Origin of the sequence: Veillonella sp. ACP1, from assembly GCF_000286635.1 — a bacterium.
GTDB classification, from domain to species: Bacteria; Bacillota; Negativicutes; order Veillonellales; family Veillonellaceae; genus Veillonella; species Veillonella atypica.
The window spans coordinates 191,790-217,425 of sequence record NZ_ALKL01000010.1 but is presented as its reverse complement, the minus strand read 5'-3'; the positions used below and the strand labels follow the sequence as shown (position 1 = coordinate 217,425).

The 25,636-nt window shown below is 38.2% G+C and carries 20 protein-coding genes; 1 reads left to right on the top strand and 19 read right to left on the bottom strand.

The annotated features are described in order from the left end of the window. Positions 1-227 precede the first annotated feature (227 nt). The 15 genes from larA to gatC all read right to left on the bottom strand — a co-directional run bounded on the left by larA (position 228) and on the right by gatC (position 15,586). Positions 228-1,505 (bottom strand): nickel-dependent lactate racemase, encoded by a 1,278-nt coding sequence (gene larA / locus HMPREF1151_RS04170; protein ID WP_009661057.1) that lies wholly within the window; start codon positions 1,503-1,505, stop codon positions 228-230. 55 nt (positions 1,506-1,560) lie between these two features. Continuing rightward, positions 1,561-2,850, bottom strand: coding sequence for a nickel pincer cofactor biosynthesis protein LarC (larC, locus tag HMPREF1151_RS04165; protein WP_009661245.1), 1,290 nt, complete (start codon positions 2,848-2,850; stop codon positions 1,561-1,563). Beyond that, on the bottom strand, positions 2,847-3,602 hold the full coding sequence (larB, locus tag HMPREF1151_RS04160; RefSeq protein WP_009661206.1) for a nickel pincer cofactor biosynthesis protein LarB: 756 nt from the start codon (positions 3,600-3,602) through the stop codon (positions 2,847-2,849). Before larB ends, larC begins: the two co-directional genes overlap by 4 nt. Beyond that, entirely contained in the window at positions 3,599-4,345 is a 747-nt protein-coding gene (gene larE / locus HMPREF1151_RS04155; RefSeq protein WP_009661255.1) for an ATP-dependent sacrificial sulfur transferase LarE, read from the bottom strand. Before larE ends, larB begins: the two co-directional genes overlap by 4 nt. Before the next feature lie 320 nt (positions 4,346-4,665). Continuing rightward, entirely contained in the window at positions 4,666-5,367 is a 702-nt protein-coding gene (locus HMPREF1151_RS04150; protein ID WP_009661261.1) for a DNA repair protein RecO, read from the bottom strand. Continuing rightward, positions 5,354-6,688 carry a hemolysin family protein gene (locus tag HMPREF1151_RS04145; RefSeq protein ID WP_005379916.1) on the bottom strand — a complete coding sequence of 445 codons (1,335 nt, stop codon included), beginning with the start codon at positions 6,686-6,688 and terminating at the stop codon, positions 5,354-5,356. Before HMPREF1151_RS04145 ends, HMPREF1151_RS04150 begins: the two co-directional genes overlap by 14 nt. Positions 6,689-6,723: 35 nt before the next feature. Beyond that, positions 6,724-7,623, bottom strand: coding sequence for a GTPase Era (gene era / locus HMPREF1151_RS04140; protein WP_009661117.1), 900 nt, complete (start codon positions 7,621-7,623; stop codon positions 6,724-6,726). Then, positions 7,616-8,092 carry an rRNA maturation RNase YbeY gene (gene ybeY, locus HMPREF1151_RS04135; RefSeq protein WP_005379920.1) on the bottom strand — a complete coding sequence of 159 codons (477 nt, stop codon included), beginning with the start codon at positions 8,090-8,092 and terminating at the stop codon, positions 7,616-7,618. Before ybeY ends, era begins: the two co-directional genes overlap by 8 nt. 5 nt (positions 8,093-8,097) lie before the next feature. Next, on the bottom strand, positions 8,098-9,066 hold the full coding sequence (locus HMPREF1151_RS04130; protein ID WP_005379967.1) for a PhoH family protein: 969 nt from the start codon (positions 9,064-9,066) through the stop codon (positions 8,098-8,100). After that, the gene (locus HMPREF1151_RS04125; protein ID WP_009661049.1) at positions 9,063-10,040 is read right to left on the bottom strand and encodes a TIGR01212 family radical SAM protein; all 978 of its coding nucleotides are present in this window, start codon (positions 10,038-10,040) and stop codon (positions 9,063-9,065) included. The genes HMPREF1151_RS04130 and HMPREF1151_RS04125 overlap by 4 nt, the downstream gene beginning before the upstream one ends. A gap of 14 nt (positions 10,041-10,054) precedes the next feature. Next, on the bottom strand, positions 10,055-11,800 hold the full coding sequence (locus HMPREF1151_RS04120; protein WP_009661257.1) for a B12-binding domain-containing radical SAM protein: 1,746 nt from the start codon (positions 11,798-11,800) through the stop codon (positions 10,055-10,057). 64 nt (positions 11,801-11,864) lie between these two features. Next, on the bottom strand, positions 11,865-12,230 hold the full coding sequence (locus HMPREF1151_RS04115; RefSeq protein WP_009661180.1) for a transcriptional regulator: 366 nt from the start codon (positions 12,228-12,230) through the stop codon (positions 11,865-11,867). Positions 12,231-12,378: 148 nt separating this feature from the next. After that, positions 12,379-13,827: an Asp-tRNA(Asn)/Glu-tRNA(Gln) amidotransferase subunit GatB gene (gatB, locus tag HMPREF1151_RS04110; protein ID WP_009661268.1), complete on the bottom strand. Its 1,449-nt coding sequence runs from the start codon at positions 13,825-13,827 to the stop codon at positions 12,379-12,381. Next, entirely contained in the window at positions 13,824-15,284 is a 1,461-nt protein-coding gene (gene gatA, locus HMPREF1151_RS04105; protein ID WP_005383425.1) for an Asp-tRNA(Asn)/Glu-tRNA(Gln) amidotransferase subunit GatA, read from the bottom strand. Before gatA ends, gatB begins: the two co-directional genes overlap by 4 nt. Positions 15,285-15,295: 11 nt before the next feature. Beyond that, complete coding sequence (gatC, locus tag HMPREF1151_RS04100) at positions 15,296-15,586, bottom strand: Asp-tRNA(Asn)/Glu-tRNA(Gln) amidotransferase subunit GatC (protein WP_005379966.1); 291 nt, start codon at positions 15,584-15,586, stop codon at positions 15,296-15,298. Positions 15,587-16,254: 668 nt separating this feature from the next. Here gatC and HMPREF1151_RS04090 point away from each other — a divergent pair. After that, on the top strand, positions 16,255-16,779 hold the full coding sequence (locus HMPREF1151_RS04090) for a hypothetical protein (protein WP_009661311.1): 525 nt from the start codon (positions 16,255-16,257) through the stop codon (positions 16,777-16,779). A 215-nt stretch (positions 16,780-16,994) separates the two neighbouring features. Here the strand turns inward: HMPREF1151_RS04090 and ligA are convergent, their stop codons facing one another. The 4 genes from ligA to HMPREF1151_RS04070 form a co-directional block, all read right to left on the bottom strand. Continuing rightward, a complete protein-coding gene (gene ligA / locus HMPREF1151_RS04085; RefSeq protein WP_009661309.1) occupies positions 16,995-18,998 on the bottom strand; it encodes an NAD-dependent DNA ligase LigA in 2,004 nt (667 codons plus the stop codon). A gap of 30 nt (positions 18,999-19,028) precedes the next feature. Beyond that, the gene (gene pcrA / locus HMPREF1151_RS04080; RefSeq protein ID WP_009661228.1) at positions 19,029-21,218 is read right to left on the bottom strand and encodes a DNA helicase PcrA; all 2,190 of its coding nucleotides are present in this window, start codon (positions 21,216-21,218) and stop codon (positions 19,029-19,031) included. Positions 21,219-21,328: 110 nt separating this feature from the next. Further along, the gene (locus HMPREF1151_RS04075) at positions 21,329-22,270 is read right to left on the bottom strand and encodes a manganese-dependent inorganic pyrophosphatase (protein WP_009661058.1); all 942 of its coding nucleotides are present in this window, start codon (positions 22,268-22,270) and stop codon (positions 21,329-21,331) included. A gap of 150 nt (positions 22,271-22,420) precedes the next feature. After that, on the bottom strand, positions 22,421-25,630 hold the full coding sequence (locus tag HMPREF1151_RS04070; RefSeq protein ID WP_009661073.1) for an efflux RND transporter permease subunit: 3,210 nt from the start codon (positions 25,628-25,630) through the stop codon (positions 22,421-22,423). Positions 25,631-25,636: the final 6 nt, after the last annotated feature.

Sequence of the window (25,636 nt, the reverse complement as noted above, 5' to 3'; positions counted from 1 at the left end):
TTGTCCTCAAAAAACATCTAGAACATTATAACATGTAACTTCATCAGGAACCCTCTCTTCATTAGCTAAATAAGTTTGGTAATTGTGAAGTAAAAGATGTTTCCACAAAATTATTGAGACTAACTAAATGTTAAACCACCCATCAAAGATTACCAATCATCTTTAACAGGTGGTTTATTTTATGACTCTAAATATTATTTTCTAAGAGTTCAATATGTTATTGTAAATTACGCTTTCACCACAACAGATACGCCATCAGGAATAACTGTAATACTTGCATCTTTACCTTTTAATTCCAAAGCCTTATTCAATGCTTCATCAAATGTTGTAGCATGTTGCAAATGCATATCGGTAAGCATCTTAGGGTCGCATTGATCTGTTACAACGATAACTGTAAATTGATCTAGAATACGAGCCAAGATTTGCATTTCCCATTGGTCTGGAATGGTTTTATTACGAGGCACCTTAGCAATGCGGTCGAGTAACTCACGAGGTGTTTTGGCATTTTTAAGGTTTTCGTATAATGATTCCCCACCATGACCATCATTACAAGCGGCAATCATAATGATAACGCCATCTTTTTTACAAGATGCTTCGGCAGCTGTCATGCCTTTTACAGCTTGATATACGTTTTGGTCTAATGGATACCCACCATTTGTAGTGATAACGATGTCTGCTGGTACAGCTTTCACACTAGCTAGTTCAGATACAAAAGCACAGCCAGTTTCATGGGCCTCTTCCATATCACCAGCAAAAGCATTGATAATATGTTTTTCCGCATCGATGACAACATTTAAAATAAATGCTAATTTCGCAGTACGACCAGCGTATACCATATCCTTATGAATTGGATTATTCTCGATAATACCTGTACGAGCATATGGGCTATTGATAAATTCAGCACAGTGATTTGCCATTACAGTCACTTCCGAAGCAATGCCTGGCAATACGCTTTTTCTACCGCCAGAGAAACCAGCAAAGAAATGTGGTTCAATGAAACCTTCAGAAATTAATAGCTCCGTTTCTACAGCTAGTTTATTGATGATGCAATCCCCACCGGATGGCAATACGCCTATTTTAGTCATTTGACTAGCATCACCAGAGATATGGTTTACAATCTTTTCATTAGCTACGATTTCAGGACCAAATTTATCTACCATTTCTTCATGCGTAGTAGGTCGATGGAAACCAGTAGCTAGTAAGATAGTAATATCGATGGATGGATTAGCTTCACGAATACGGCGAAGTAGAATTGGCATCGTAATTTTACTAGGCACCGGACGCGTATGGTCACTTGTGATGATGACCATGTTGGATTTACCCTTTACCAATTCTTCCAAGCGTTGGCTACCGATAGGATTATCTAACGCATGTTCTACCAATGCCTCTTGTGAAAGCTCCGCCTTATAGGAATGGGCTTTAGATTCTAATACACCTGCTATATTTTGATCAGGAATATTGATATCTACAAATCCTTTTGCATAAGGTACATTAAATGTTTTCATGGGAATCACTCCTTAACTTAACACTAACAAACTATAAATAACCCGCTACGACAAATCAATCCTCCTTCTTACGCAATTGTCGTTTAAGGTCTAATAAACTCATATCATTTTGCTTAGCAATAGTAGCCAGTGAATCATATTCATATTTATGTCTCTTTACACCAAATCCACTGCTTGTTTTAAAAACAATTCTATTGCCTTCCCAATCTATGTCTCCTGTAGACCGGTTCAAAATATATCGATTACAGCGGTGGTATCGAATACCAAGGCTCGTAGTATGCTTGAATATTAAATCACGCAGATTATCGATATCGTCTACTTTACAAAGAACAGTTAACATCGTACTAGGTCGTTGTTTTTTCATCATAATCGATGTGGTAAACACGTCTAGTGCTGGTGAAAGTAATAACTGTTCTACTGCATAGCCGATTTCTTCTGGCGTCATATCGTCGAGATTACAAGACATTTCAATAATTGTGTCTTCTAAATCATTGTTCATTTCTACAAAGGCGCGAATGCAATTCGGTCTTTCAAATTGTTTAGTACCAAATCCATAAGATACCTTTGTTGGTGTCATAACTGGCATATGGCTAAAAGCTGTGCCAAAATACTTGGCTAACGCTGCGCCTGTAGGTGTACATAATTCCCCTTTAATTTGATAATCTGCATACACTGGAATACCAGATAACAACTCCATCGTTGCTGGTGCTGGCACAGGCAGTTCTCCATGAGCACAGTGAACCGTGCCAATTCCTACATGTATAGGTGAGATGATAATCTCATCAAAATTCAATGCCTCTAAGAGTACACAAACGGCTACAATATCTGCAATAGCATCGAGCATGCCCAGCTCGTGGAAATGAATTTGCGTCACTGTAGATTTATGAACCTTGGCCTCCGCTTGAGCTACTAGATTATATACGTTTATAGCATTCTGTTTACACGTATCGGAAATAGATAAATTATTAATTATATCCGTTACACCTTGTAAGCCTCGACCATGCACGTGATGTTCGCAATGTATATGGTGCTCCAAATGTTCTTCATGCGTATCTGTCTCACCATGTTCCTGATGAGCATCGTGATGGTGATGATTAGTATGATGCTGGTCATGGGGACTACCTGTATGATGTTCAGACTCTTCTATACCATTAATGGTAACTGCTACCCGATAACCTTGTAAGCCCTTATCTTCTTTCGGAATAAGTGTATAGGTAACATTAGGTATCCCTATTTGATTAAGTCGTTCTATCCATATTTCAGGGTTATCTACTAAACCGAGTAATGTCGCGGTCAGCATGTCTCCTGCAATGCCCATTTGACAATCTAAAAATAATCGTTTCATTTACTTTCACCTATATGATTAATCATATTCGCCGTATAAGCAGCACCAAATCCATTGTCTATGTTGACAACCGTAACACCGCTAGCGCAGGAATTGAGCATCGATAATAACGCCGTAACACCACCAAATGCCGTTCCATAACCAACACTAGTTGGTACGGCGATAACAGGTACATCCACAAGGCCCCCAACAACACTTGCTAAAGCCCCTTCCATACCGGCAATGACAACGATAACCTTAGCAGACATAATAGTATCTAAATGTTGTAACAAACGATGAATACCCGCCACACCTACGTCATAAATTCGATTGACCGTATTACCATAAAATTCAGCTGTAATTGCACATTCTTCAGCCACTTTATAATCACTTGTACCGCCGGTAACAATAGCTATACTTGAATCTGTTTTCTTCGTAGGCATATCACCAACGTAGCCGATATAAGCATCCTTGATATATGTCAAGGAATGGTGTTCTTGAACCTCTGCCGCCACATCAGGTGCTAATCGTGTAATCAATATATGACCTTGCCCATTAGACTGCATGGAGGAGATAATACCCACGATTTGTTCACTAGTTTTACCAGCACCATAAATAACCTCTGGTACACCTTGCCGTAATTGACGATGTAAATCAACGTTGGCATACCCTAAATCCTCTATCGGTTTCATCTTTAGCTTTAATAAGGCTGCATCCACATCTACCTGTCCATTTTTTACTTGCTCTAAAAGGAATCTAATATCATCGCTCATGAACGCACCTCTAAATCTAATACAACATCATCAAACATAGATTTAAAAAATATGAGAATCTCAATCCTATTCTTAATAACAATAGCTATTTGATTCTCTAGAACTTGAATTTTAGCAGTATTTCCTATCAGACGAACTCTAAAATCTGATAAACCTAACGAAAATAAATACCCTTCCGCTTTTTCGATATGTTCTAAATCATGACCTGTTATGTGCTGTCCCGCTTGAAATCTCGTAGCTAAACAGGCATAGGATGGTTTATCCCAGGTAAATAAATTAGCCTGTTTGGCCAACTGGCGAATCATAGATTTTGTTAAACCATAGTCTCTTAGTGGCGACTTAACAGATAGTTCAGCTATTGCTTTCATACCAGGGCGATCATCTACATCATCACTGGCATTGGTTCCATCGCATAATATGGAAAATCCATCGCGTTTAGCCTGTTCACTTATCGTTGTGAATACATGATGTTTACAGTAATAGCATCGATCACTTGGGTTGCTCGTTACATCATCATGTTCGAGTACATCAATATCTATGATTTCTAATGGAATACCGATACATTCTGCAATTTTCTTGGCATCATCTAATTCAAACTGTGGCACAAACTGGGACTTAACAGTATATGCTTTGCATGGAATGCCAGATTGTTTGACAGCATACGCTAAATAGGATGAATCTACACCACCAGATAAAGCCACACCTACATTACCTAATGTCTTTATATACTCGATTAATTCCATTCCATACAATCCTTTAATAAATTTCTATAATCTATAGTTTCAAAATAAAAAAATAAAATAGAGCCATCACTATAGGCTCTACTATCACTCTACTATATATAGAACAACCATTAATGTATTTAGTATAAAACTTTTTGTTCCCATTTTCTAACTCATAAATGAGATATATATTCAGGTAATTCATTATATTTTTTCTATATAAGAAAACCACTTATCTTAAATAGGTTTATCTAACCTATTCGAGATAAGTGGTTTAAAATTTATAAAAATTTTTGATAAGGAGTCTTATGAATCGATACCTAACAATTTATTAGTATATATTATAAACTCATCAGAAATTTTACACTTTGCAGTTGTTTACCTATTTCCTGTTCACAATAAGAAAATAGTAATCGTTCTAGTTCCTTCCATACAGTTCCAGGAAGTTCAATAGGTGCTGCATCGCCCCATTGATAGGCCAAAATAGTTGGCATTGCGTTGCGTAATGCAAGGGATGGATTCATATGCGTATGTAGCCGTAGTTCGTTCCAGAATAAATCAATTCCATCTCCAGTATTAAAAGCCTCATGTTGTGGCATTACCCCCGCTAACGACAACATTTGCCATCCCAATATAATAGTCCCTAATCGTACATTTCGTTGACGTATCGATTTTGAATAATTGACTACAGTATTAAATACATTACGATCAACATCATACGATGCAAATAGTTCTTGTAACAGTTCACTGGCTACGGCTGCATAGGCAATGTTATCAAGGTTTGTATCTAGCGATTCCACTACATAGGACCCATCTATTTGTGTGACTTTCACAAATTCTCCATCCTGCACAACTGTGATATACATAGCGCTGAAGGGGCGTAAATACGATGCATTACGCAATGTTTGCAATCGTTTATGCGGAAAAGAGGCCCTAATAATACCTAAGGACGGTGTGATAAAGGTAAACACCGAATAGAGCTTGTATTTTTTTCGGCTCACCACGATGGCCGGCGTATTAAAAGCGCCACTAATCTTGTTCATGTTCATCATCCGTAACAGTTTCAGACTCAGGTAAAGGTGTTACACGCAACCGTGAAATACGATAACCTTGCATCTTAATTACTTCAAATGTATAACCATAAGCATCAACAGTATCCCCCACAATTGGAGTACGGCCTAATAGACCGAAGATATAGCCACCAATCGTATCGGAATCGGAGTCTTCAATGTGAATATTCATCATTTCAGACACTTCATCCACAAGAACCTTGCCGTCAAACTCAAAGGAGCCATCAGAATAACTCATCGTAGCCGGCAAATGAGGTTCATGTTCGTCTTGAATATCCCCTACCAATTCTTCGATGATATCCTCTAACCCCACAAGGCCTACCATACCGCCGTATTCATCGACAACAACAGCTTGGTAAATACGACGCGTTCGCATGTATTGCAATAAGGTAGATAATTTCATAACCTCAGGAACCGTCAAGATATCTCGTTTGATGTTGCGCAAATCTTTTCTAGCCTGCTTTTGACGTTCCATCAAATCCTTAATATGTACAAGGCCTACAATATGATCCTTATCTTCCACACACAATGGGTATCTCGTATGCGATGTAGAACGAATCACCTTCATGGCTTCATCATAACCATCTTCCACGAAAATACAATCCACATCTTGGCGAGGCACCATAACCTCTTTTGCCATACGTTCCACAAAGTTGAAAACATTGTCTATCAACTCAGATTCTACCTGATTTAACTGACCTTCTTCATGACTTCTAGAAATCATCATGCGTAGTTCCTCTTCCGTATATACAAGGTCTAGTTCAGTTAAGTATTTTGTTTGGTAAAATTTAAGGATGCAGTTGGATATTTTACTAGCTAACCAGACAAAAGGATATACAATACGACCAACGCCAACGACGATGCGACTATGCATATTTACATATTTTGTAGGAAATGATAAACCCAATGCTTTCGGTACAATTTCGCCAAAGATGAGGACGATAAGACTAATGATAATAAGCAAGATCAGGTCTAAAATATGATGAACCCATGTACCATGGATATTAAAAATATCCATGATACCTACCACAAAACTATTAAAGATATATGTGCCAGTACCTGCTAAGGTGAGAATGAAAAAGAGTATTAGAAATTGTGTAGTATTAAGGAAATACTCAGGATTTTGGTATAGCTTTAACAAGAATTGGCGATCCTTTTCATGTAGGATTTCCATATCTTCTACGTGTTCCTTGCGCAACCGTGCAAAAGAGAATTTTGCTACCACCAAAAAGTTAATTAAGAAAATACATACTATGCCGAACCCAATCGGTAACAGGGCATCTATACTGTCCATAACAATCCTTTCTAACTATAATCAATCTAAATAATCTATTTTTTATATCCCAATTCTGAAAGCACACCCGATTTATTACGCCAATCCTTTTTAACCTTAACCCATAAATCAAGATATACTTTTGTAGCCAATAACTTTTGAATATCCATGCGCGCTTCTGCACCAATCTTGCGTAATAGCGCACCTTTGTTACCAATGATGATACCCTTTTGAGAATCTCGTTCACAATAGATGGTAGCACGAATATATGTAGTTCCATCATCACGAGTCTTCATTTCATCTACATCTACAGCGATGGCATGAGGAATTTCATCACGGGTAGACAACAAAATCTTTTCGCGAACGATATCAGAAATAATCAATCGTTCTGGTTGGTCCGTAATCATATCTTCTGGGAAGTATTGAGGACCTTCTGGCAAATGCTCACCTAGCACATTAAGAAGTTCAGATAAATTTTCTTTATTCTTTGCCGAAATAGGAATGACACCAGCGAATGGATACGCATCTTGATAAGATACAATAGCTTCTAACACTTGTTCTTTTTGTAGTGTATCAATTTTATTGACCACGAGGAATACCGGTACTTTCACACGTTTTAATTGTTCAATGATGAAATTATCCCCAGGACCGCGTTTTTCATTGCCAGCCACAACAAATAGAACAGCCTCTGTTTCCTTCAACGATTCAATGGCTGCATCGACCATGAATTCACCTAATTTATGTTTTGGCTTATGTACACCAGGTGTATCCATGAAAACGATTTGTTTTTCTTCATCGGTGTAAACACAAATAATGCGGTTACGCGTTGTCTGTGCCTTATCGGATACAATGGCAATCTTGTCGCCTATCAAAGCATTAATCATGGTAGACTTGCCTACATTTGGTCGCCCTACAACGGCTACGAAGCCGGATTTAAAATGTTCTGCTTTATTCATTATATGGTTGATCCTCTCGTACATACCCTAAATTAGAAAGCACAAATTCTTCTTCTGTGCGCATTTCTTTTTTATCTTCATCGGTCATATGGTCATAGCCTAAGATATGCAAACAACTATGTGTTGTTAAATAGGCTAATTCCCGTTCAAAACTATGCCCGTACTCGACAGCTTGTTCATGAGCTCGTTCCAAGGAGAGTATCATATCCCCCAATAGGTGATGTTCCTCTTCACTACCTTCGTAATCGTCCCCTTCATTAAGGGCAAAAGACAATACATCTGTTGGTCTATCAATACCGCGATATTCCTTATTTAGTTCATGAATTTTCTTATTGTCGCATAGTAGAATGCTTAACTCATCATCTTCAAGTCCATACACGCGGCTCACTTCATCGCAAACCTTTTGTATAACCTCTTCAATCTTAGTATCTCGGGCTATACCATCATCATAACTAATTTGTATATGCATAATTCTTATTCTTCCTTTGAAAGCTTTTGATGGTATGCATCATAGGCTTTAACGATGCGACCTACCAAATCATGACGCACCACATCTTGATCTGTAAAATACACCATATGAATACCAGACACGCGTTTTAATACCTTTTCTGCTTCATAGAGACCAGAGGTTACACGCGGAGGCAAGTCAATCTGTGTTTTATCACCATTGACGACCATTTTAGAGTTATTACCTAAACGGGTTAAGAACATCTTCATTTGCTCTGCCGTCGTATTCTGTGCTTCATCCAAGATGACGAAGGCATTTTCTAATGTACGACCGCGCATGTACGCTAATGGTGCCACCTCGATTGTGCCCCGTTCCATAAAGCGTTGTACTTGTTCAATACCAAACATTTCGTGCAACGCATCATAAAGCGGACGCAAATATGGATCCACCTTATCTTGTAATTCGCCAGGTAAGAACCCTAGTCGTTCACCAGCCTCTACGGCAGGTCGCGTCAAAATAATCTTGTCTACATTGCGGTTCTTCAAGTAAAATGCGGCTAATGCAACAGCTAAGAACGTTTTACCTGTACCGGCAGGTCCAATGCCAAAGGTAATAGTATTCTTGCGAATACTGTCTACATATTGCTTTTGACCTTCCGTCTTTGGCGTAATGCTTTTACCGCGCATCGTTACGGACAAAGTATCCTCGAACATAGAGTGAAGGGCATCCCCTTTGCCATTCATCACCATCTTAGCCGCAATGCGAACTTGAGATTCTGTAATCGTACTGCCTTCTTTATAGAGGAATACCAGTTCCTCTAATGTCCGATACAACGCCTCTACTTGAAGCTCGTCCCCTTTTATGACAACTGTATCACCACGGGATACAATATCCGCAGGAATGACTTCATTCATCATTTGTAAATATCTATTGTGTTGACCTAGTATAGATTGTGCTAAGTCATAGGTAGGAAAGGTAAATACCCGTTCGCTCATGCTTGTCCCCCATCTATAAATTTACGTACTGCTTTACCATTTAAATAATCACATAAATCGCCTTGATGTGCATCTAGTTCATCCATCATATCGTCGATTAAATCCTGTACACGCCACCAGCCCATAGACCAATTGGTAAATAATGTATTATCCTCTGGGGCACGACCCACTAATCGTTGTAACACGATATCTGGATGGAGATGACGTAAAAACTGAACGACGCGCTCCGCATACTCTTCGGCACTAATCAAGGTGATTTGACTTTCTTCATACCATTTAGCCATCAATGTATGTTTCACAATATATAGGGCATGTAACTTTACTTGGTCAACGCCAAGGGATGATAAAATTTTGGCCCCTTCAATGGTATCCTCCATCGTATCCCAAGGCAAATTAACAATCATATGTGTGGTCACATTAAATCCATAACGCTTAATGCGTAAAACCGCATCGATAAATTGCGCTAAATCATGGCCTCGATTAATTTTCTCAAGTGTATGATAGTTAACGGTTTGCAATCCTAATTCAATGTAGATATCCTTATGAAATCGTTGTTGTATGTCCTGTAATACATCTAAATACTCATTAGAAATACAATCAGGTCTCGTAGCGATTGCAATCCCTACGGCTTCATCAATACAACCTTGTTCCATATAAGATTTAAAATCCTCAAGAGGTAAATAGGTATTACTAAAGTTTTGATAATAAGGTATAAATTTTTTAGCCTTATATTTAGGTCCGATGTGTGCAATATTTTCTTCTAATTGCATGCGCACCGTCATCCATGCAGGTCTATTTTCATAACCAGCACCGATTTCCCCACAGAATGTACATCCTCCAACACCAGCTGATCCATCTCGATTAGGACAGGTTAAAGGTAATGCAACAGGTAATTTATATACCTTTTCACCATATGTTTCTTTATAAAATTTTGACACCATCCGGTACCGTTTCGGTCTCGTTGTATCTGACATAATACTCCTCTATATCATTGTATGTTTTCAGGGCGAATGAATGGGGCCACCTCTTTATTCACATCTATAATCACTGTGAAATCCCCTTCAGGTATATGTTGAATGCCTAAATATGATGCTGTTTCACGGCTCATATTCATTTCCATATATTGTTGGCGAATTTTGCGCCATTCTTTAAACGTATAATTGGGAATAAATGTAGACGCAATCTCTTCGTTACGCCAAAACGCTTCACCTACTTGTAGTAATTCCTTTGTTTGTTTAGGCAACCCTACTGCGTCGCTGCGCACCTTACCGCGATAGCTTACCAATGTATCGTATTGCAATAACTCTGCAGCTATCGTATCATCTTTTGCAAGGAAGAAACGATATAAGAATTCAATTTGGTCTATATCCTTAAGATTAACCTTATGATTACCTTCCTTAAGCCATGCACGTGTCATATCACAAAAATAGGTAAATGCATCCGTTTCACCGTGAATCAATTGTTGTCCGATATAGCCAAATGTTGTTCTAAATCGTTCGCTATTATAAAAACGCTCAAATACATCTTCAAAATATTTCAAGAAACGTACATCATCATAAGGTAGTACATGCGTGCTTAGAACCTCATATGGTGCCAATGGATCTGCCACATATTTATATTCACGCATCCGTCGTACACCAGATCCTTTTAGCAATTTTAAGAATCCAATTTGTAATGCATGAGGTTGTAAGCTAAATAAATCGTTAAAAGATTGTCCAAATCGATTAAAATCCTCGTGAGGCAATCCTACGATAAGATCCATGTGGACATGCGTACGTCCTGCTTGAATAATAGGACGTATAGATTTTTGAATGTATGGCCAATCATTATAGCGATTGATAGCATCTAATGTTTTCTTATGCGTACTTTGTACACCTACCTCGATTTGAATACGTCCAGGCGGCGTTTCACAAAGAATGTTGGTTTCCCACTCCGTCATAAGCTCCGGTTCCATTTCTAAGTGGAAATTCATATCTGTATCGCTATCTCTCATGAACTCCATAAGTGGTCTATGATGATGAGGTGCACAGTTAAAGGTGCGGTCTACAAATTTTACTTGCTTCACTCCATGATCAATAAACCATTGCAATTCTTCTAATGTCCGCTCTTGAGGAAAGAATCGCACTGTATTCTTATTGCCTGACAAACAATACTGACAGGAAAAAGGACAACCACGAGAGGATTCATAATAAATAATCTTATGCTCTAAATCCTCCATATCTTCTTCTGTATATGGAAATGGTATAGACGATAAATCAGAAACCTCTACAGCCTCTAAAGATCCTAGAATACTACTATCCCTACGTCCTCTCACGCCGGGAATCACAGGGTCTAATCCATCATTACCAAGCTGTAATGCCGTTACAAGGGCATGGAATGCTTCCTCGCCCTCACCTTGTACAATATAATCGATATTCGGACACCGTTCTAATAATTCATCGGCTGTGAAAGAAACCTCTGGTCCGCCCAATACAATTTTAATATCTGGTCGTACAGCTTTCACCATATCCACCACATGCAAGGTCATTTCTATATTCCAAATGTAGCAGGCAAAACCTAGGACATCGATATCATGCTCTGTAATATCGCTAAGAATATGCAAAACAGGCATATTAATAGTATATTCCACTATATCGTATGCCTGTCCATGGGCTTCACCATAAGCCTTGAGATATCTCAAGGCTAGTGAAGAATGTATAAATTTTGAGTTTAATGTTGATAGAACTACGTTCATAGTACCCCTTTAGCATCATCGAATGGACTTGCCACCGTCTTGTCATAATAGATATATTATACCATTAAAACAAGCCTAAGATAAAGGAGATAATAGCCCCTACTAGGATGACCACGCCAACGATGGACAAGATGATGCCGCCAAAGAATACGATAGCTGCTAAGATTGCAACTAATACAATAATCATAATGATACGGCTTATCCAACTAGAACCGCCAAAATGATATACCTTCACACGAGGGCCATAGTCTTGAAATTGCTCATACCCACTTCGGTCTTCTTCTTTTTGAGTAGGTGTAAATTCAACTTGTACAGTATCCCCTTCTTCATCAATGGTAACGCCATCAAAATCGCGGCGCTCTGTATCGCTTAGGACACGTGTCTTAGTTTCTTGTTCTTTATTTTCATTCATTGTATTTTGGTTATTCATGATATATTCCTTATCACAAAACTATTAATCAATTTTATACAATTTATTATACCATAATAGTCATGGAAACAAAATATCCCCTATGGTAAATATACCATAGAGGACAATTCGTTTATACAATATTAAGATGAACTAAGTCAAGACAGTCTTAGTCGTTTAAGAATTTTTGTAATAATTGGTTAACCATACCAGGGTTAGCACGGCCTTTGGATTCTTTCATAACTTGACCTACCAAGAAACCGATAGCTTTGCCATTACCGCCCTTAAAGTCAGCCACTGGTTGTGGGTTATTAGCGATAACTTGTTTTACGATTTCTTCAATAGCGCCAGTATCTGTAATTTGAACAAGACCTTCTTCTTTTACGATAGCATCAGCATCCTTGCCGGATTCCCACATAGATACGATAACTTTTTTCGCAATTTTACCAGAAATGGTGCCTTTTTCAATAAGAGCAATCATACCAGCCAAGTTTTCAGGGCTTACCTTAGATTCACCAAATGTTAAGCCGCTTTCATTGATCATCTTAGACAAGTCACCAAGCATCCAGTTAGCCACAGTCTTAGGATCTGCGCCAGCTTTCACAGCGGCATCTAAATAATCAGCCGTCTTACGAGCCATGGTAAGGATGGTTGCATCTTCACGAGACAAGCCATATTCGGATACAAAGCGCGCAATTTTAGCGTCTTGCAACTCAGGCAAAGAATTACGTACTTCTTCGATTTTTTCGTCTGTAATTACGATTGGTACCAAGTCTGGTTCTGGGAAGTAACGGTAATCATTTTCTTCGTCCTTCTTACGCATGCCAAGAGTGATGCCTTGTGCATCATCCCACGTACGTGTTTCTTGGTCTACTTTGCCGCCTGCTTCGATAAGCTTAGCTTGACGCAATGCTTCGTATTCAACAACCTTTTGAATAGCTGTTAAGGAGTTAACGTTTTTAGTTTCTGTACGTGTACCAAATTCTTTGGAGCCACGAAGGCGTACGGATACGTTACAGTCACCACGCAAGGAACCTTCTTCCATACGACCGTCAGATACTTCTAAATATTGCAAAATGGAACGCAATTTTTCAACGTATGCTCTCGCTTCTGCACCGGATCGAATATCTGGTTCAGATACGATTTCAAGAAGAGGTACGCCTGTACGGTTATAGTCGACATTAGAAGAATTAGAATCGGAAATCGTATTACCGCTATGAACCAATTTACCAGCGTCTTCTTCCATGTGAATACGTGTGATACCGATGCGTTTAGTTTCACCATTTACTTCAATGTCTAAGTGACCATTCAAGCAGATTGGCAAATCATATTGAGATGTTTGATAGTTTTTAGGCAAATCAGGATAGTAGTAGTTTTTACGGTCAAATTTGTTGAATTTAAGAATTTCACAATTCAATGCTAAACCTACTTTGATGGCAAATTCTACTACTTGTTTATTCAACACAGGCATAGCACCAGGTAAGCCAAGACATACTGGGCATACATGTGTATTTTGATCACCGCCGAATTCAGTGGTACAACCACAGAAGATTTTAGACTTAGTCTTAAGCTCTGTATGAACCTCTAAACCAACGACTGTTTCGTATTTACTACTCATAGAGAAACCTCCCCAGTTGGTGCTACTAATTGACAATCTGGACGTGCTTGTTCGAATGTGAAAGCGGCACGTAACAATGTTTCTTCGCCCATTGCAGGACCCAATAATTGTAAGCCGATTGGCAAGTTATCGCTACTCATGCCCGCTGGAATGCTAATACCAGGAATACCAGCTAAGTTAGCTGGAACTGTACAAATATCTTCTAAGTACATTGCTAATGGGTCATTGATTTTTTCACCAAACTTATACGCTGTGTTAGGGGCTGTTGGAGCCAATAACAAATCAACCTTGGAGAAGGCTGCATCAAATTCATTTTTGATAACGCGACGTACTTTAAGAGCTTTCAAATAGTATGCATCGTAATAACCTGCGCTCAATACATAGGTACCGAGCAAAATACGACGTTGTACTTCTGGTCCAAAGCCTTCTGTACGAGTTTTAGTAGACATTTCTACCAAATTATCTGCAGGCACACGCAAACCATAGCTTACACCATCATAACGAGCCAAGTTGGAACTTGCTTCTGCCAATGCGATAATATAGTACGCAGACAAAGCATATTTTGTGCTAGGCAAGGAAACCTCAACGATTTCAGCACCTAATTTTTTATATGTTTCAATTGCTTCATCAATAGCCTTGCGTACTTCTGCATTAAGACCATCGCCAAAGAATTCTTTTGGTACACCAATTTTTAAATTCTTAACATCGTTCACAAGCGCTTTTGTATAATCTACACGTTCGCCAGGAATTGATGTGGAATCCTTAGGGTCATGGCCAGCAATGGCATTTAATACCAATGCAGCATCAGTTACATCGCGTGTAACAGGTCCAATTTGATCCAAGGAGGATGCAAAGGCAATCAAACCATAACGTGATACATTACCATAGGTAGGCTTCATACCTACCACACCACAGAAGGATGCTGGTTGGCGGATAGAACCACCTGTATCGGAGCCCAATGCCCAAATAGCAGAGCCACTGGATACTGCAGCTGCACTACCACCGGAAGAACCGCCTGGTACGCATTCCAAATTCCATGGATTAGCTGTTTTAGCTAATGCGGAATTTTCTGTGGAACCGCCCATAGCGAATTCATCCATGTTAAGTTTACCTAAGCTAACCAAGTGATTAGCATGTAATCGTTCAATAACGGATGCATTATATGGAGGAATGAAATGTTCCAACATTTTAGATGCACATGTAGCAGGTTGATCTTTAATACAAATATTATCCTTAATAGCGCCAGGAATACCTGCTAATGGGGAAATAGCTTCACCTTTAGCAATTGCTTCATCTACAGCTTTGGCAGATGCTAATGCTAATTCGTGAGAATCAGATAAATACGCATGTACCTCTGGTTCCACTTTTGCTTTGTGACTAATCACTGCATTTGTTAATTCTACAGCACTGATTTCTTTGTTCACTAATTTAGTGTGTAATTCATGAATTGTTGCCACAGTGAAACCTCCTATTCTTGTACAACGCGTGGTACCTTAAAGTACCCGTCTTCTTCTTCAGGTGCATTAGACAATGCTAAGTCGTGATCTAAAGAAGGTTTAGTCTCATCTTCTCTAAATACATTATGCAAAGGAACAGCATGAGCCATTACTTCTACATCATCTAATTCTAATTCATTTAATTCTGCTACATACGTTAAGATATCGGATAATTCCTTCTCAACGCTAGCCATTTTATCTTCTTTTACTTCTAATCGGGACAGTAAAGCGATTTTTTTAATTTCCTCTTGGCTGATTTTCATCGGTCCACATCCTTTCATATCTTATTATTATATAGCATAGATGTTTTATTTTCAAAGGGAATAACACATCTATGTTAAATATATAAATATAGAATTAAGAATTAAAAGATACTTCAATTATTCTTGTCTTTTAATGATTATATATATATCATTAAAGTAAATGATATATATAATATTGAGCTTTTTAAGGAAGTGATTTATTTGATTAGACTTTTATTCTTATTGATATTTATATTAATTCCGTTTTCAACAAATGCTATATCCTTAAATAAATTAAGAAGTAATCCGATTAAGTAAAAATTGGTATACTCTGATAGTTTAGTTGATCAATATATTAATGATGATTCTATTTATATTATAAAATCTACAGCTTATTTAGTTTCTTATAAATATAATACACTTACAGAACTAGATAATACATATTATTATGACTATAGTAATAATGTTTCAACCCTATTAAATAAAACTTATTCAGAGGCTGAATTTGGTAATCAAGTTACAAAATATAATTATGATGGAGAATTATACGAAGGACCGAAGATTCCTAAAGTATTGTCACCAGCATATGAACCAGCGATCTATTCTTTTTATAAATCTTATAATATGTATTTTAACTTACCTTCTGAGATTCAAAAATTCTAAGTTACATTAAGGAGTACAGTACTATTATGATTAAATTTTTATTTGCTATATTTTTAATTTTATTTCCGCTCACAACAAACGCAATTTCTCTTCAAGAAATAAAAGATAATCCATCAAGATTTAAATACATATATGCTGATAATAGAGGAGATGGATATGTTGATATAAATAGTATAAATGTTATAAGATACTCGCCTCCATATTATGTTATAAATTCCCAACTATATTTAGTTGACTATAACAACAATGCAATAGCTCAATTAAATAGCACATATTTCTATGACTACAATAATAATGTAAGTGCTACTTTAAAAAAAAGTGAAAATAAAACTGATTTTACAAATAAAATCTTAAAATATGCAGGTGTAAAACATCGAATAAATTCTATGCCAACATATAATTTTGACGGTACAGCAATATCTATTACGCCTTATTCTGAAAGTATATCTATCCCTGCGCTTCTTTCTCCAGCATATACAGCAGCTATGTTTACATTTTATAAATCATATAATATGTATTTTAATCCACCTGCCCTAAATCAGAAGTTCTAACTATTTAAAGCCCAAAATAGCCATAATTTATATATTATGATTATTTTGGGCTTCATTTTATAAACAATACAATTTTTTGATGGGACTAGTTTGTCTCAACAGTTATAAAAAAACTTGCTATACCTGTGCAGCGACATTACGTAGGACGGAGCCAACAGGTGTAGCAAGTTCTTTTTAACCAGTTCATAGAAAATCTAACGGGATCCATCAAAAAATTAATCAATTTCCCCTAATTCTTTTAATAGTTCTACAAACTCTTCTTCGTTCATGACGCGAATGCCCAGTTCATTGGCTTTAGTAAGCTTACTACCGCTATCTTCACCAGCTACAACAAGTGTAGTTTTCTTTGACACAGAGCCTGTAACCTTTGCCCCATGAGCTTCAAGAATTTTACCAGCTTCGCTACGACCCATGACCTCGAGTTTACCAGTAAGAACAACGATTTCACCTTCCATTTCATTACCGGTGGTTTCTTGTACATCTACGTCCATTTTTAAACCGGCTTCGATTAAGCCATTGATTATTTTAATATGTTGAGGGTCCTCTCGATATTCGATAATGCTATCTGCCATGGTAGGACCGATTTCTTCTACCGCTACTAATTCGTCTTTACTAATCGTTAAAAATCTATCCATAGACTTCACAACATTAGCAATTGTACCGGCCGCTTTAGAACCGATAAGGCGAATGCCAAGGCCAAATAATACGCGGTCTAACCCACGAGATTTAGAATCTGCAATAGCTTTCACAAGATTATCTGCCGATTTTTTACCCATACGGTCCATACCCATGATGGATTCCGTAGTCAAATGATATAAATCAACTACATTGGTAATCAATTTTTCATTGATTAAATTTTCCACAATACTTGGGCCAAGTCCATCGATATTCATCGCATCACGAGATGCAAAGTGAATGATTTGTTCCTTTTCTATAGCAGGACAATGTTTATTGGTACAGCGAATGGCCGCTTCACCTTCGCGACGTACTGCTGGACTTTCACAAACAGGACAACGATTGGGAATTGTGAAAGGAACCTCACTGCCCGTACGTTTTTCAGGCAATACACGAATGACTTCTGGAATGATTTCAGCCGCCTTGTGAATAAGTACATGGTCACCAATACGAATATCTTTTTCAGTGATGAAATCTTGATTATGTAATGTAACACGGCTCACATTAGTGCCAGATACAAACACAGGTTCTAATTCTCCAGTTGGCGTCAATACACCAGTACGTCCTACATTAATGGTTATATCTTTGACAACTGTTTCTACCTCTTCTGGAGGATATTTATAAGCCGTAGCCCACTTAGGGTCCTTTGCGGTTGAGCCTAACATCTCTTGATCATTAAAATCATTGACCTTTATAACCATACCATCTGTATCGTATGGCAGTTCATGACGTTTTTCGCCCCAATAATTAATAGCCTTAATTACTTCGTCTACCGTCTTACAAACGCGATAATGAGGATTTACAGAAAAATGGAAATTCTCCAATGTATGTAACAATTCCTCTTGCGTATGAATATTAGCGCCGCTTTCAGAACCGATGGCATAGGCAAAGAACGCAAGATTACGACTTGCCGTGATAGCAGGGTCTTGTTGACGCAAGGAACCTGCCGCTGCATTGCGAGGATTGACAAAGGTCGGTAACCCTTCTTCATCGCGTTCCTCATTGATACGCTTAAATTCGCTATGTGGCATGTACGCTTCACCGCGAATTTCGATAAATTCTGGCGCATTTTCTAGGTATAAAGGAATGGATTTGATAGTACGCACATTGGCTGTTACATCTTCCCCTACCTTACCATCACCACGTGTGACGGCACGGACAAAGATACCATTTTCATAGTGCAAATTAACAGCTAAGCCGTCAATTTTCAACTCCACCACATAAGCCTTTGTTTGATGTCCCAATTCCTTCGTTACCCGTTGGTCAAAAGCGCGCACTTCATCCGCACTAAACACATTGGATAAGCTGAGCATAGGTCTACCATGGACTACTTTTTCAAAGGGACCATCCGCTTTGATGCCAACCCGCTGTGTCGGAGACGATGGCACAATATATTCAGGATGTGCCGTTTCTAAATCCACGAGCTCACGATATTTTTGATCATATTCAAAATCGCTCATTGTCGGATTATCTTTTACATAATATAGATACTGAGCATGAGTCAATTCTTTTTGTAATTGTTCTATTCTATCTTTAGGATTCATAATTATCCTCTATATCATACAGTGATTGTTCTAACCTTTTTTTACCGGTGCAAACTTAGCCATAACTACACGAACACCTTGTGTAGGGAATTCTATAGTTAGCTTCATGCCAGCCCCTTCACCGGAAACATTGACGACCTTACCATTTCCCCATTTGCTGTGAATCGCAGTATCCCCAACCTTCCAATCAGCTATAACTTCATTGCGAATAATCGGTTTTGTTACAGGGCGACTAGCGACCGACATATGTCTTGGCACTGTTGGTTTAATATCATCAGGAATTCTTCGTTTTGCACGTAAACTATCAACTAATTCAGCAGGGATTTCATCGATGAAACGAGACGGTAAATAACTGCTAGTACGACCGAATACGGTACGGGTTGTAGCATTAGAAATATATAATTCCTTCTCAGCACGCGTAATCCCTACATATGCGAGGCGTCGTTCTTCTTCGATTTCCTCAGGATTCATCAAGGTACGGCTATGTGGGAATAAGCCCTCTTCTAAGCCACCGAGGAATACGATAGGGAATTCAAGGCCTTTTGCCGCATGCAACGTCATCAAGGTAACCTTGGATTCCTCTTGTTCAAAGGAATCGACATCATTTACTAATGCTACTTGTTCCAAGAAGTCTTCAACAGTCCCCGTTGGATTCGTATCTTGGAAATCCTTCGCCACAGATAATAATTCACCGATATTTTCTGCCCGCGCTTGGTCTTGTGGATCCGTACTTTCCTCTAATTGAGCCAAGTAGCCAGTTCGATCAAGGATAGCTTCTAAAATATCAAGAACGGATTTATCATCCATTTCTGCAACAAGTGTAAAAATTAAAATGCCAAATTCTTCAAGTTTCTCTTTCGTTTTACCCTTAATGGTATCGACCAAATGTAATTGCGTTAAGGTCATAAATAGGGATGTACCATTTTCACGCGCATAATCTTGTAACTTAGATACCGTAGTAGCACCGATACTACGCTTTGGCACATTAATAATACGCAATAAACTTAAATCATCAAACGGATTATATAATACGCGCAAATAGGCGAGCACATCTTTGATTTCTTTTCGATCGTAGAACTTAGTGCCACCTACCATAGTGTACGGTAAAGCACGTTTAATCAATGCTTCTTCTAGCACACGGGATTGTGCATTGGTACGATATAAGATAGCCATATCACCATACGGTACGCCGTGAATATCATGTTTTTTTACAATTGTATCGCCTATGAAAGCGGCCTCTTCATGTTCCGATTGAGCCGTAAAGTGTTGAATTTTAGCCCCTTCTACCTTATCGGTCCAAAGGTTCTTTTCTGGACGTCCTTCATTATGGTCGATAACTGCATTGGCTGCATCCAAGATAATTTTGGTAGAACGATAGTTTTGCTCTAATTTAATGGATGTACAATTTGGATAATCCTTTTCAAAATCGAGGATATTTTGAATATCTGCACCACGCCATGCGTAAATACTTTGATCAGCATCACCTACGACGGCAATATTTTTCCAATGAGATGATAGCAAATACGCCAATAAATATTGAGCATGGTTCGTATCTTGATATTCGTCGATCATAACATATTTAAACCGTTTGCTGTATTTATCTAGTACGGCAGCGTTAGATTGTAATAATTTTACCGCTACGAGCAATAAATCATCGAAATCTAATGCGTTGTTTTTACGTAACTCTCGTTCGTAGTACTCATATACATCAGCAACCTTTTGTTGGTAAAAGTCACGCGCTTGTTTTCTATAATCTGAAGCGAACATCAATTTATTTTTTGCATCAGAAATAGCACTAATCATAGCACCTACAGGATAATATTTATCATCCAAATTAAGGGCCTTCAACGCTGCTTTTATAACGACTTGAGAGTCGGATGTATCATAAATTGTAAAATTACTGTTGTAACCTAAAAAATTATCTAATTCAAAGCGTAAAAATTTAGCACAAAAGCTGTGGAATGTACTTAGCCAAATTCGATTAGCTACATCGCCTACAAGGCCTTCTACACGGCTTTTCATTTCCTTAGCCGCCTTATTGGTAAATGTGATGGCTAAGATTTCATAAGGATTTACACCTTGAGCTAGCAAATATGCTATACGTACAGTTAATACCTTTGTTTTCCCTGATCCTGCACCTGCTAAAATCAATAGTGGGCCTTCGGTATGTTGTACGGCTTGTTGTTGCTCCCGATTCAAGCCATCTAACAATGATTGCATGGTATCTCCTTATCTATAACATAAAATGAGTAATTATTAATGACCATCACATATAATAAAAACGTTGCAAGAGCAACGTTTTTATTACCATGATATGTCTATATCCTTTATTATTTCATAGCTCCTAAAATTGGAGGTACAATTTGTTTCTTACGGGACATTGTATTTGGTAAGAATACAGCATTATCTTTTACATCTTTACCAAATGCGTTAACTACAACAGATTCTACATCACCGCTATAGATCAATGTTGTGCTTTCATCAAGAATATTGGTAACCATAATATAGGATGCCGCATAGCCATTAGCTGTACGAAGAGCTTCTAGAGCTGCTACTAATTCAGCTTGTTTAGCCAATACATCAGTTGTATCCATAACGGAAATTTGACCGATAGAAATCGTTTGACCTGCTTCGGAGAATTCCTTCATATCAGTACGAACGATTTCATCGTTTGTTAAATCAGAAATATCTGCGCCAGCTTTCAACATTTCTAAACCATAAGATTCAATATCTACACCAGCGATGGCAGCAAGTTTATGGGCCATTTCCTTGTCTGTTTCTGTACATGTTGGAGAGCGGAACAATACAGTATCAGAAATAATGGCAGATAACATTAAACCAGCAATATTCTTAGGAATTTCTTGATTATTTTCAATATAAAGTTTAGTCAAAATTGTATTTGTACAACCTACTGGTTCCATGCGAATGAATACAGGGCCATCAGTTTCGAAATCACCAATACGGTGATGGTCGATAACACCACACATATTCATAGATTTGTAACCATCGATGATTTGCTTGGATTCATTGTGGTCAGTTAAGTATAAATCGCCACCATTAGGAGCGAACTCTTCCCAGTTTGTAACGATTTGTGGGTGTTCAAAACCGAAATGTTCCAATGCGTATTTAGTTTCCTTATTCGCATCACCAGCACATACAGGCGTTGCAGGTGTACCCATTTGTGTTAACAAATTAGCATAAGAAATAGCAGAACAAATAGAATCAGTATCAGGGCTTTTATGACCAGCCACAAATGTTTTTACATCACTCATGTTTATACCTCTTTTATATAAATATTTCACAATATCGCCCAGGCGATAATTAAATCGTTTTAACTAGCATATTATACCATAAAACAGTCAAAAAAACACGCCTATAAGCTATGTTATAAGCGTGTTTTATTTGTGTTATGAAATTTGGATTTAGTGATTCTTATTACGTTTTGTAAAGAATCCAGGACCAATCTTTTCAATAATGATGAAAAGCATTGGAATGATAAAGATACCAAAGAATGTAGCGGTTGTCATACCTGCTACTACCGTGATACCCATTGATGTACGAGCACCAGAACCGGCACCAGTAGAAATTGCCAATGGCAATACACCAAAAATGAATGCAAAGGATGTCATCAAGATTGGACGCAAACGAATCTTAGCCGCTTCGATAGCCGCATCGACGATATCCATACCGCGTTCATCTACACGAATCTTCGCATACTCGATGATCAGAATGGCGTTCTTCGCCGCCAAACCTACCAAGGTTAATAAACCGATTTGCATGTAAATATCATTTGCTAATTGGAATCGACCGGTAAAATTCAACAAGAATGGTACTAATGCAGCACCAATCATACCAGATGGTACGGAGAATAATACAGCAAATGGAACTTTCCAGGATTCATACAATGCAGCAAGAATCAAGAATACAAATGTCAAGCCAAGACCTAGAATCAACATGGTTTGTGATCCAGCCTTCAATTCTTCGCGGGATTGATCGCCCCAATCATAGGTATAACCAGCTGGCAATGTTTTAGCAGCTGCATCCTTCAATGCTTGAATTGCATCACCAGAAGCATATCCTTGAGCCGCAGAGCCGCCAATTTTAACGGCCATAGCATTATCGAAACGCGTGATGGATGAAGGGGTTGACGTCTTATCTTTCGTAATGTAGTTAGCAATAGAAACCATTTGACCCTTACTATTACGAACAGCAAGCATATTCAAGTTGTCAGCATTTTGACGGAATTGATCTTCTGCTTGAACAACAACCTTATAGTTCTTACCATACGATGTATAATCATTAACTTGAATACTACCATAGAAACCTTGCAATGCAGTGAAGATATCAGTGAGTTGAACACCATCTTGAGCAGCCTTATCACGATTGATTTCAAATTGTAAGGATGGGGTTGATGTATTAAATGTGGTATACACTGTTTGAATAGCCGGATTAGTTCTAGCTTCTGCCATAAATGCCTGAGCCCGTTCCGCCATTACCTCAGCACTATCACCAGCTTTATTAATGATATACATTGTAAAGCCACCAGTGTTACCAAGGCCTGGAATGGATGGAGGATTCAAAGCTACTACACTGGCTTCAGGTACACTCTTCGCACCAAAGCCAAATACTGCACCCACCATAGCATTAACAGATTGATTAGATGATTTACGTTGATCCCAATCTTTTAATACCGCAAAGGAAACACCAGCACTAGATTTTTGAGAGCCCCCTAAAAGGTCAAACCCAGAAACAGTAAATACTTGTTCTACATTATCTTTAATGCCCGGTGTTTGTTCTAAGAAATCTTTGATTTTATCAAGAGTTTCCACGGTACGAGCAGACGTTGCTCCTGGTGGTTCATTTACAGCAATTAAGAAATATCCACTGTCTTCTGCAGGTACGAAACTTGTAGGTAAGAAATGGAATACAATACCTGTACTAGCAGCAAAGACGAGCAATGTAATAACGGTTAAGCTCAAACGATGACTTAATCGAGCTAACACCTTGCCATACCAATCGCTAAAACGTTCAAGACCACGATTAAATTTATTGAGTTGACGATGAACAAAGTCTTCACGTTCTTTTTGCACATGAGGTTTTAACATTATCGCACAGAGCGCAGGTGTTAATACCAATGCAATAACAGCAGAAATTGCTACAGATACAGCAATCGTTAAGGCGAATTGTTTATACAATATACCCGTCATGCCACCCATAAACGCAACAGGTACGAATACGGCAGCCAATACGAAGGCAATACCGATAACTGGGCCTTGTACATTTTTCATAGCCGCAATGGCAGCTTCTTTTGGAGATAAACCATTATATTTTAACTCATATTCAACAGCCTCTACCACTACGATAGCATCATCGACGACAAGGCCGATAGCCAATACCATGGCAAACAGTGTTAATGTATTGATGGAGAAATCTAATAATACAAACGCGCCAAATGTTCCTAGTAATGATACAGGTACTGCAATCATCGGAATCAATGTAGAACGCCAAGATTGCAAGAATACATACACTACGATGAGTACGAGCAATAAAGCTTCAAAGAATGTATGCTCTACTTCATTAATAGAGGCACGTACGAATTTCGTATTATCTACTACTTCGTGATATTCCAAATCTTGTGGGAAAGACTTAGACTGTTCTTGCAATATTTTTTGAACATTTGAAATCGTCTCTAAAGCATTTGCATCATTTTGTAAGGAAATGGCAAAACCAGCAGACGGACGATGTTCAACAAATAAAATCTCACCAGATGGAGCATTTGGTTCGCGATATGAAGACTTAGCGACAAAATCGTACCCTTTTGCGCCCACATCTATACGAGCTATATCTTTTAAATGTAATACAGTACCATTAGAGTTCTTGATAACAATATTACCAAATTGTTGCTCTGTCACTAGACGGCCATCAATTTTAATAGGATACTGGAATGCTTGTTCTCCATTAGTAGGATTTTTACCAACTGTACCAGCCGCAGCCTGTACGTTTTGCCCTTTAATAGCAGATGTTACATCAGACATGGTAATGCCTAATTTTTGCATCTTGCTAGGATCTAACCAAATGCGCATTGCATAGTCAGAACCGAATTCTTGAACGGAACCAACACCTTTTACGCCCTTAATGGCATCCATCAAATAGTTTGTACCATAGTTTTTAAGGAATGTACTATCAAAGGTACCATTAGGAGAATTCAAGGAGAAAATATACGCCATATCGCCAGAGGATTTTGTCGTTGTTACACCAACTTGTTGGACCTCTGAAGGCAGTTGAGCTAGCGCCGCTTGCACACGGTTTTGGGTATTAACCGTATCCATATCGGGATCACTACCTTGATTAAACTGTAATGACAAAGAATATGTACCAGTACTAGCACTATCAGATGTCATATAGTCTAAATCTTGAACGCCTACAATTTGAGACTCAATTACACTGGCTACAGTATCATTCAGTACTTGAGGCGTAGCACCTGTATACATGGTACTAACACGTACACTTGGTGGTGAAATTTGTGGATATCGAGCTACCGGAAGATTAACCATTGAAAGCAAACCGATTAATGTAATCATGATGGCAATAACAATGGCAAAGATAGGTCGATTAATAAAGAATTTCGACACGTCTTA

Bases quoted from the DNA above. Each gene is read 5' to 3' on its own strand.
- HMPREF1151_RS04075 (WP_009661058.1), bottom strand. From the start codon at position 22,270: ATGAGTGATGTAAAAACATTTGTGGCTGGTCATAAAAGCCCTGATACT.
- HMPREF1151_RS04120 (WP_009661257.1), bottom strand. From the start codon at position 11,800: ATGAACGTAGTTCTATCAACATTAAACTCAAAATTTATACATTCTTCA.
- HMPREF1151_RS04125 (WP_009661049.1), bottom strand. From the start codon at position 10,040: ATGTCAGATACAACGAGACCGAAACGGTACCGGATGGTGTCAAAATTT.
- ybeY (WP_005379920.1), bottom strand. From the start codon at position 8,092: ATGCATATACAAATTAGTTATGATGATGGTATAGCCCGAGATACTAAG.
- larB (WP_009661206.1), bottom strand. From the start codon at position 3,602: ATGAGCGATGATATTAGATTCCTTTTAGAGCAAGTAAAAAATGGACAG.
- pcrA (WP_009661228.1), bottom strand. From the start codon at position 21,218: ATGCAATCATTGTTAGATGGCTTGAATCGGGAGCAACAACAAGCCGTA.
- gatB (WP_009661268.1), bottom strand. From the start codon at position 13,827: ATGAGTAGTAAATACGAAACAGTCGTTGGTTTAGAGGTTCATACAGAG.
- HMPREF1151_RS04150 (WP_009661261.1), bottom strand. From the start codon at position 5,367: ATGAACAAGATTAGTGGCGCTTTTAATACGCCGGCCATCGTGGTGAGC.
- ligA (WP_009661309.1), bottom strand. From the start codon at position 18,998: ATGAATCCTAAAGATAGAATAGAACAATTACAAAAAGAATTGACTCAT.
- HMPREF1151_RS04115 (WP_009661180.1), bottom strand. From the start codon at position 12,230: ATGAATAACCAAAATACAATGAATGAAAATAAAGAACAAGAAACTAAG.
- HMPREF1151_RS04145 (WP_005379916.1), bottom strand. From the start codon at position 6,688: ATGGACAGTATAGATGCCCTGTTACCGATTGGGTTCGGCATAGTATGT.
- HMPREF1151_RS04090 (WP_009661311.1), top strand. From the start codon at position 16,255: ATGATTAAATTTTTATTTGCTATATTTTTAATTTTATTTCCGCTCACA.
- larA (WP_009661057.1), bottom strand. From the start codon at position 1,505: ATGAAAACATTTAATGTACCTTATGCAAAAGGATTTGTAGATATCAAT.
- era (WP_009661117.1), bottom strand. From the start codon at position 7,623: ATGAATAAAGCAGAACATTTTAAATCCGGCTTCGTAGCCGTTGTAGGG.
- HMPREF1151_RS04130 (WP_005379967.1), bottom strand. From the start codon at position 9,066: ATGAGCGAACGGGTATTTACCTTTCCTACCTATGACTTAGCACAATCT.
- larE (WP_009661255.1), bottom strand. From the start codon at position 4,345: ATGGAATTAATCGAGTATATAAAGACATTAGGTAATGTAGGTGTGGCT.
- gatC (WP_005379966.1), bottom strand. From the start codon at position 15,586: ATGAAAATCAGCCAAGAGGAAATTAAAAAAATCGCTTTACTGTCCCGA.
- larC (WP_009661245.1), bottom strand. From the start codon at position 2,850: ATGAAACGATTATTTTTAGATTGTCAAATGGGCATTGCAGGAGACATG.